At 69.5% G+C, this 6,662-nt stretch carries 6 protein-coding genes; 1 reads left to right on the top strand and 5 read right to left on the bottom strand.

Annotated features, from left to right (window positions below; all coding sequences use genetic code 11):
- Positions 1 to 2,052 (bottom strand): FxSxx-COOH system tetratricopeptide repeat protein (gene fxsT / locus MXD61_RS14345; protein ID WP_248813589.1); only part of this gene is annotated, 2,052 nt, incomplete at its 3' end.
- A gap of 162 nt (positions 2,053 to 2,214) precedes the next feature.
- Between fxsT and MXD61_RS14340 the strand changes: the two genes are divergently transcribed.
- Positions 2,215 to 2,781, top strand: a complete 567-nt coding sequence (locus MXD61_RS14340) for a Uma2 family endonuclease (protein WP_374628946.1) — start codon at positions 2,215 to 2,217, stop codon at positions 2,779 to 2,781.
- 69 nt (positions 2,782 to 2,850) lie between these two features.
- Here MXD61_RS14340 and MXD61_RS14335 read toward each other — a convergent pair whose 3' ends face one another.
- The 4 genes from MXD61_RS14335 to MXD61_RS14320 all read right to left on the bottom strand — a co-directional run bounded on the left by MXD61_RS14335 (position 2,851) and on the right by MXD61_RS14320 (position 6,529).
- Entirely contained in the window at positions 2,851 to 3,231 is a 381-nt protein-coding gene (locus MXD61_RS14335; RefSeq protein ID WP_248813585.1) for a VOC family protein, read from the bottom strand.
- A 197-nt stretch (positions 3,232 to 3,428) separates the two neighbouring features.
- On the bottom strand, positions 3,429 to 4,151 hold the full coding sequence (locus MXD61_RS14330) for a YafY family protein (RefSeq protein ID WP_248813583.1): 723 nt from the start codon (positions 4,149 to 4,151) through the stop codon (positions 3,429 to 3,431).
- A gap of 124 nt (positions 4,152 to 4,275) precedes the next feature.
- The gene (locus tag MXD61_RS14325; RefSeq protein ID WP_248813582.1) at positions 4,276 to 5,097 is read right to left on the bottom strand and encodes a hypothetical protein; all 822 of its coding nucleotides are present in this window, start codon (positions 5,095 to 5,097) and stop codon (positions 4,276 to 4,278) included.
- 280 nt (positions 5,098 to 5,377) lie between these two features.
- On the bottom strand, positions 5,378 to 6,529 hold the full coding sequence (locus MXD61_RS14320; RefSeq protein ID WP_248813581.1) for an ATP-binding protein: 1,152 nt from the start codon (positions 6,527 to 6,529) through the stop codon (positions 5,378 to 5,380).
- Between the last annotated feature and the right edge of the window lie 133 nt (positions 6,530 to 6,662).

The raw sequence follows: 6,662 nt of genomic DNA, 5'->3' as shown, positions 1-6,662 counted from the left end.
GGTCTGTTCGTACAGGCTGGTGGCGTCGGTGAGGCGTCCCGCGGTCTGGTAGGCGCCGGCGAGGTTGTTGCGGGAGGCCAGGGTGTCGGGGTGGTCGGGGCCGAGGATGCGGGTGCTGTCGGTGAGGGTCTGTTCGTACAGGCCGGTGGCGTCGGTGAGGCGTCCCGCGGTCTCGTAGGCGCCGGCGAGGTTGTTGCGGGAGGCCAGGGTGTCGGGGTGGTCGGGGCCGAGGATGCGCTCATTGAGAGCCAGGCTGCGGAGATGGTAGGGAAGCGCGGTGTCGGGTCGGCCGTGATGCTCCAGGTAGGAGCCGATGCGGTCAGCCAGGGAGGACACCAGCTCAAGCGCCTGATCGTCCCGGTCGGAGTCGGCGGTGCCCAGGGTGGACCGGAGATGCGGTAGGAGGGCCTGCCACCGTGGCCAGGTGGCGGGATCCCGGACGTGTGCGGGAAGACCGGCGGTCAGCAGGTCGAGCACGGTGACGTCGGCACTCGTCTGGTCCGCGGGGTCCATGCCCGCCCGGGTCGCCGCGGCGATCAGGCGGTGCACGGTGAGGGTCGGGCCGTCCCGGCGGACGAGGCTGTAGGCGACGAGGGCGCTCACCGTGTCCGCCCACGCCACCGGATCGGTCACCGCGCGGGACAGCGGGCCGTCGGGCGGCTCAGTCGAACGGCCAGCCAGCTCCGTGAGGCCTTCGGTGATCAGATCCAGCGGGATGGGATCGGGCGCGCAGAACGCACATAGTTCCAGCAGTTCGCCGGCGGCGGGTGACTCGTCGCGCAGGCGGGCCATCGACAGATCCCAGAGGTTCGCCACGGTTACTCCGGGTCGGCCGGCCACTGTTCCACGGCCGAGCATGTCGCCCAGACGGCCCTCCAACAGCGTGGCGTACTCGGCCGGTGGCATCCTGCTCTGGCGGAGGTATCCCACGGCCTGCTCGATCGCCAGGGGCAGGTGACCCAGCAGGTCGGCGATCCGCCCGGCGACGGTGGCGTCGATGCCGGCCACTCGCTTCGCCAGCAGCTCGACGGCTTCCGCCGGGCTGAAGTCGCCGACTTCCACGGGGGCGCCCGTGCCGTCCAGGCCGGTCAGGCGGGAGGTGGCCAGCAGCCGCCCACGCGGATCCGAAGGGTGGTAGTGGCTGGTCAGCTGGGGATCGTCGACGTTGTCCAGCACGAGCAGCCAGCGGCGCCGCTGCCGTGCCAGGGCCGCCGCGACGGCCGGCCAGCCCGCCTGCTCCGGCGGCAGGCCGAGTTCGGCACCGAGCGCGCTGATGTGGCCGGCGATCAGCTCCGGGTCCTGCGCGGGCACCCACCAGACGACGTCGTAGCGACCCTTGTGCCGGTGCGCGTACTCCACCGCGAGGGCGGTCTTTCCCACCCCGCCCGAGCCCTGCACGGCGCACACCGCCGCGCTGCCCCGTGCCGCCAGTTCCGTGGCGATCTCGGCCAGCTGCTCCTCCCGGCCGACGAACCGGGCCAACCGCGGCGGCACGTTCCATACCGGTGGCAGATCCAGCGGGAACACCGGTGCCGCGTTCGTCGACCCGGCAACCGCTCCGGCCGAGGTCTCCGGGTGCGGCCTGACGGCCACGCCCGGGAAATCCGGCGGCGTGGCGGGCTTGCGTCGGCTCAGGACGATCGCGTCCAACAGCCGCTCCCGGGCCGCTTCCGCCGAAACGCCGAACAGGTCGACGGACACGATCTGCTTGAGCAATCCTGGTCGTGCGCAGTCCTCCACGCGAAGCACGACCAGCTGGCGCTTCCGGCCGGTCGGATCGGCGACCAACGCGGCCTGCCATTCCAACGCGCCGAACACCGAATCCAGGTAGGCCTGCGACAGCACGACGACGAGGCGCCGTTCCTCCTCGGCCAGCGCCTGCTGCATCCCGGTCATGAAATGCGTACCCGGGCCGAAATCCCAGGCCTGGATCAGCGCCTGATGGCCCTCGGCCTCCAACGTCCACGCGGCCCACTCCGCCCAGCGCACGTCGACAGCCGTGTACGAGACGAAGAACCCCTGCACGGCCGATGCCGCACCCCCGACGGTCATACCACCATCATCCCACCGACAGCACCCGCTCCGACACCTACCGTCGGGGGAGGTGTCGCGTGATGCCAGGGCCCACGTCCGGGAGACATGCTGGCCGTTCGTGGGCCGATATCCTTGGGCCAGCCTGATCGGACCTGTCCGGTCGGCCCGGGGAGGTGCGCCATGGCTGCCGAAAGGGTGGCACCCGCGTGGATGCATGAGCAGATCACGGCGGAGCAGTACGACTCCTGGACGGCGGAGCAGTGTGCGGGCATCGAGATCGTCGATGGGATGGTGGTGGTGAGTCCCAGCGCGTCCAAGCGCCACAACCGACTCGCCCGAATACTCGCCAACGCGCTGGACACCGCCGCGGGGCCGGAATGGAACGCCGACATCGACTTCGATGTCCGGCTACAGGATGTTCCGCTGTCCAACCGTCGCCCGGATGTGGTCGTCTACCGGGCGGAGACGATTGATGTCGCACCGACCAGGCCGCAGCATGTTCTGCTGATCGTGGAAATTGTTTCGCCAGGCTCGGAGACAACCGACCGGATCGTGAAACCTGAGCAGTATGCCAAAGCGGGTATCGCCTTCTACTGGCGGGTGGAGCAGGTCGCGGGCGAGGCCCCGATGGTTCACACCTACCAGCTTGATTCTGCTGGTGGTGTCTACCGGGACGGCGGAGTGTTTGCTGGCGTGGTGACAGTCGCAGCGCCCTTCGCTGTCACCGTCGATCTACGCCAGATCTGATCCGCGAGGAATATGCCTGCTGTGGCCCGGATGTCTGCCGCCCGGGCCACAGCAGGTGGGGCGGGCCGGTCAGCCGGCCGGGGGAGTGAAGACGCCGAAGATGTTGCCGGTGGGGTCGGTGAGTTCGGCGAAGACGAGACCATCCGGGGTGGTGACCGGGGGGACGTGGACCTTCCCGCCCTGCCGCTCCGCTTCGGCGCACACCGCCGGGACGTCCCGGACAAGGACGTTGAAGATCGCGCCCTTCGGATGGCCGCCGTCGGGTGTGGTCAGGCCACCGCTGGGCTTGTCGGCCCCGGCATACCTGATCATTTCGTAGCCGCCGATGGCGTCGTCGGGGGCGAACCGCCAGCCGAACAGATCGCTGTAGAAGGACTTCGCGACGCCCGGAGTGTCGGTGCTGATCTGGAACCAGGCCACGGTGTTGAAGGGCGGTGCCGCGTCGGACATGGGGTCTCCTGCCGGTCGAGGAACGTGATGACCCCACGTTCGCAGCGGCTGGCGACAACCCTGTGTCGGTGTTTCCGAGGCATTTTCTCGGCGCGTTCGGCGGCGCCCCGACCGGCAGCGCCTCCGACCGGTGGCGCCTCGATCGGCGGGGACCCGAGCGGCAGCGGTCCGACCGGTGGTGGCCCGCCTGGTGGACGTCAGGCCAGCAGCGGCGTGGACTGTGGGATCCCGTAGCGGCGGGCCACCTCGTCGGCGGGGATCCGCTCGGGGGCGGGTAGCCCGGTCTCCCGGGCGCCGGCGATCCGGTCCAGCCGGAAAACGCGCAGGTCCGCCCGCAGCCGGCACCACGCGACGAGATACCAGCGCTGTTCGAGGACCGTGAACGTCACGGGTTCGACCTCGCGCGTCGTCGCCTCCCCGGACTTGTCCAGATAGGACAGCTCGAGTACCTGGCGTCCGCGTAGCGCGCGTTCGATCACCCCCGGTATCGCCGTGGCCGTGGGTGGCTGAGCGGGACCGCCCGCGCTGGCCGGCCCGAGGAACCGCACCCTTGCGGCGAGCTGCTGGGTGGGTGCCGCGTCGCCTGGAGCCATCACGGCGAGGATCTTGCGGATCGCCTCCTGGCCGGCGCGGCCGAACGGCCCGAGGTCGGCCTGGCGCAGGGCGACGGCGATCGCCACCGCCTCCGAGGGCGTCAGGTTCAGTGGCGGGAGGGTCATCGCCGGATCGATCGTGTACCCGCCGAGGCGCCCCACGTCGGCGAAGACGGGCACGCCGGCCTGCTGTAGTGCGCTGATGTCCCGTTCGATCGTGCGGACACTGACCTCGTAGTGCGCGGCGAGCTCCCGGGCGGAGCGCCGACGGGGAGCACTGGCCCGCAGCTCCTCCACCAGCGCGTACAGCCGTTCTGTCCGGTTCACCGTCGCATCGTAGGTTTCGCCACCGACATTTTCCGCCGGGCCGGACCTCCCCCGCGGTCCCGGAGACGCCATCAACCCATGACGCTGGGATGTGCCATCAGATCGGGACCCCGAGGGAGAACTGTCAGGCTCCGGCCGGTGCCGGGGTAGGCGTGGGGGCGTCCGTGGGCACGGTGCAGTCGGTCGGGACGGCGACCTGGCCGGTGACGAACTCGCTCCACAGAGCGAAGCGGTAGGGCCCGTCCGGATCGCTGGTCTGCAGGTAGCTGACCGGGCGGCCGGCGACCGTCGTGGTCGCGCCGAAGGTGGCGGTGAACCGGACGGTGCCAGGGCGGTCCTGCGGCGGAGTGGCGTTCGGCATGAGCAGTTCGTCGATCGCCCACCGGTAGTTCTGCCGGTAGGCGCCGGTCACGGGTTCCAGGGTCTGTTCCAGAACCTGGCCGGTGGCCGGAAAGACGAGCAGAATGCCGGGCCGGTCGGCCACCCGGCTGTTGACCGCGGTCGCCTGCACCCGATTGCCGTTCAGGTAGGTGCCAACCGCCGATCCCACCACCGAGGCCGGCGGGCAGGCGCTGACACCCGCGGTGTCGACCGTCTGTCGGGTGCAGACCGGAAAGGCCGACGGGTTGACCGTGAGGGATTTGTCAAGCAGGAAGACGAACCGGCGGGCACCGGCCGGGACGCCCCCATCGGCGGTGCGGCTGGTGCGGTCGAACGTCACGTTCAGCCCGCCGCGCACCCCGTTACGGGTGGCGGAAGAGGTGAGAGTGTCGAGGTTCTCCGGGCCCTCGACGTCGGGCTCCACCGGGCGCTGTGGACCCAGGGGCGTCGGATCGGCCGCGGCCACGGCGACCGCGGGAGTTGTGATGGCAACGACCGCGACCGTACTGGCAGACAGCACCGTGAAAAGACCGGCGAGGAGCCGGCCGAGCGTACGGGCAGGCATTGTTCGAGAGGTGCGGGACGTTCGGCTACGTCGGGCCCGCGGGTCGGACGGCGTCGGATCGTTCCGGTGGGGCGCATCAATGTGCTCCATGTCAGGGAAGACGAATGATCCGGCCTGCGTGTTCCCGACTGGCCAACCCGGAAATATTCGCCGATCCGACAACCAGAAGTCATTTCTACCCGTCCGGTGGAACACCAGACACTGCCCGTGCCGGGTCGCTGTCCAAGCCGCGCCGTGCGGTATCGCCGCAGACCTTCGCCCTCAGGGGAACTCGAAGGGGTCACCGCGCGCTGCCCGGAGGCTTGGCCCGCCGGTGGGTGGTCGCTCGTCCCTGACCACCGTCCTGGATGGCCAGGCCACGTGCACGCAGATCTCGAAGGATTTTGCGGAGGTTCGGAGCGGCCAGGCCAAGCGTGTCGGCGAGCTCACGGACGGTACGTCCATGTTCGGTCAGTGCCTGGTGGACGCGTCGCTGGGTAGCTGACAGTGCTGCCTCGCCGGCCTCGGCCGCTTTAGCTGTCGTTGATGTCGGTGAACTTCCGGCGGTCGGGGCGATCGTGGAGCTGGCGGCAGGCGAGAACTGATGGAGGACAACGGTGAAGCGGATACCGCTGTCGACATAGTGGGCTGGCGGAAGCCCCTGGTTGGCGAGGGCCTCGGTCACGGCGGGGATACCGGTGGCGAGGCCTTCGATGACCCGAGCGCCGGTCTGGGGGGATCGAACGTGCTGGCAGATCGCGACGAGCCGGGAGTTTCGGGGCGAGGTGACGGCGTCGCGGCCGAGGCGGTCGACGGTGATGCCGAACAGTCCGCCGGGATTACCGACGATGAGACGGTCCCGCAGCAGGCGCACCTCGACGGCAAGCCCGGTGGACCAGTGGTCGAGATCGCGGTGGATCAGTGCGTTGGCGACCAGCTCGCGGAATGCGATCAGCGGGTAGGCCAGCCGGTCGTGGACGGAGCCGTCGAGTTCCGCGACGATTGCGGTGTCGAAGGTTCTGCGGGCCCACGACAGCGCTCCGTCCAGCATCCGCGGGATCGGCCCGCTGAGGGTGACCTGGTTGCGCGCCCTGGTAGCGGGAGAATCGTCAGCCAGTGGATGTGCCGCGGCCTGAATAATATAACGCGGGAACCACTGCTGGGGGTAGAGGCCGAGGGCGAGAATGCCTGCCACGGTGGGCTTTTCGTTGGAGTCCACGACCCCGGACCGACGAAGAAGTTCGCTGTCCTCGTCGAAGCGGCCAAGCCCGAAGGGGTCGCGCTCACGGACGGAATTCAGGTACGCGTCGACAAGCTCGTTGTCCAGGTCGTCAAAAGTGGCGTCATCTACCGTCGAACGATCGAAGAGGGGCGGCTGCCGAGCCGCCGACTTGACCTCAACGTCGGTGGTGTCTCCGCCAGCGGCACGTAGGGAGGCGATGATCTGGCTCACGTCACGCGGCACCTCGCACATGTAACCACTGCGCAGTTACATTTGGTCGCGCGAGTTACATTTGGCGCCAGGGCGGGTCTGGATGAGACCACAGGCGGCTGGGCGGTGCGAACAGCGGAGCGGTGGCGGTCGC

Source organism: Frankia sp. AgPm24, from assembly GCF_023243055.1.
In the GTDB taxonomy this organism is placed as follows: Bacteria; Actinomycetota; Actinomycetes; order Frankiales; family Frankiaceae; genus Frankia; species Frankia umida.
This window is presented reverse-complemented; position numbering and strand designations above follow the sequence as displayed.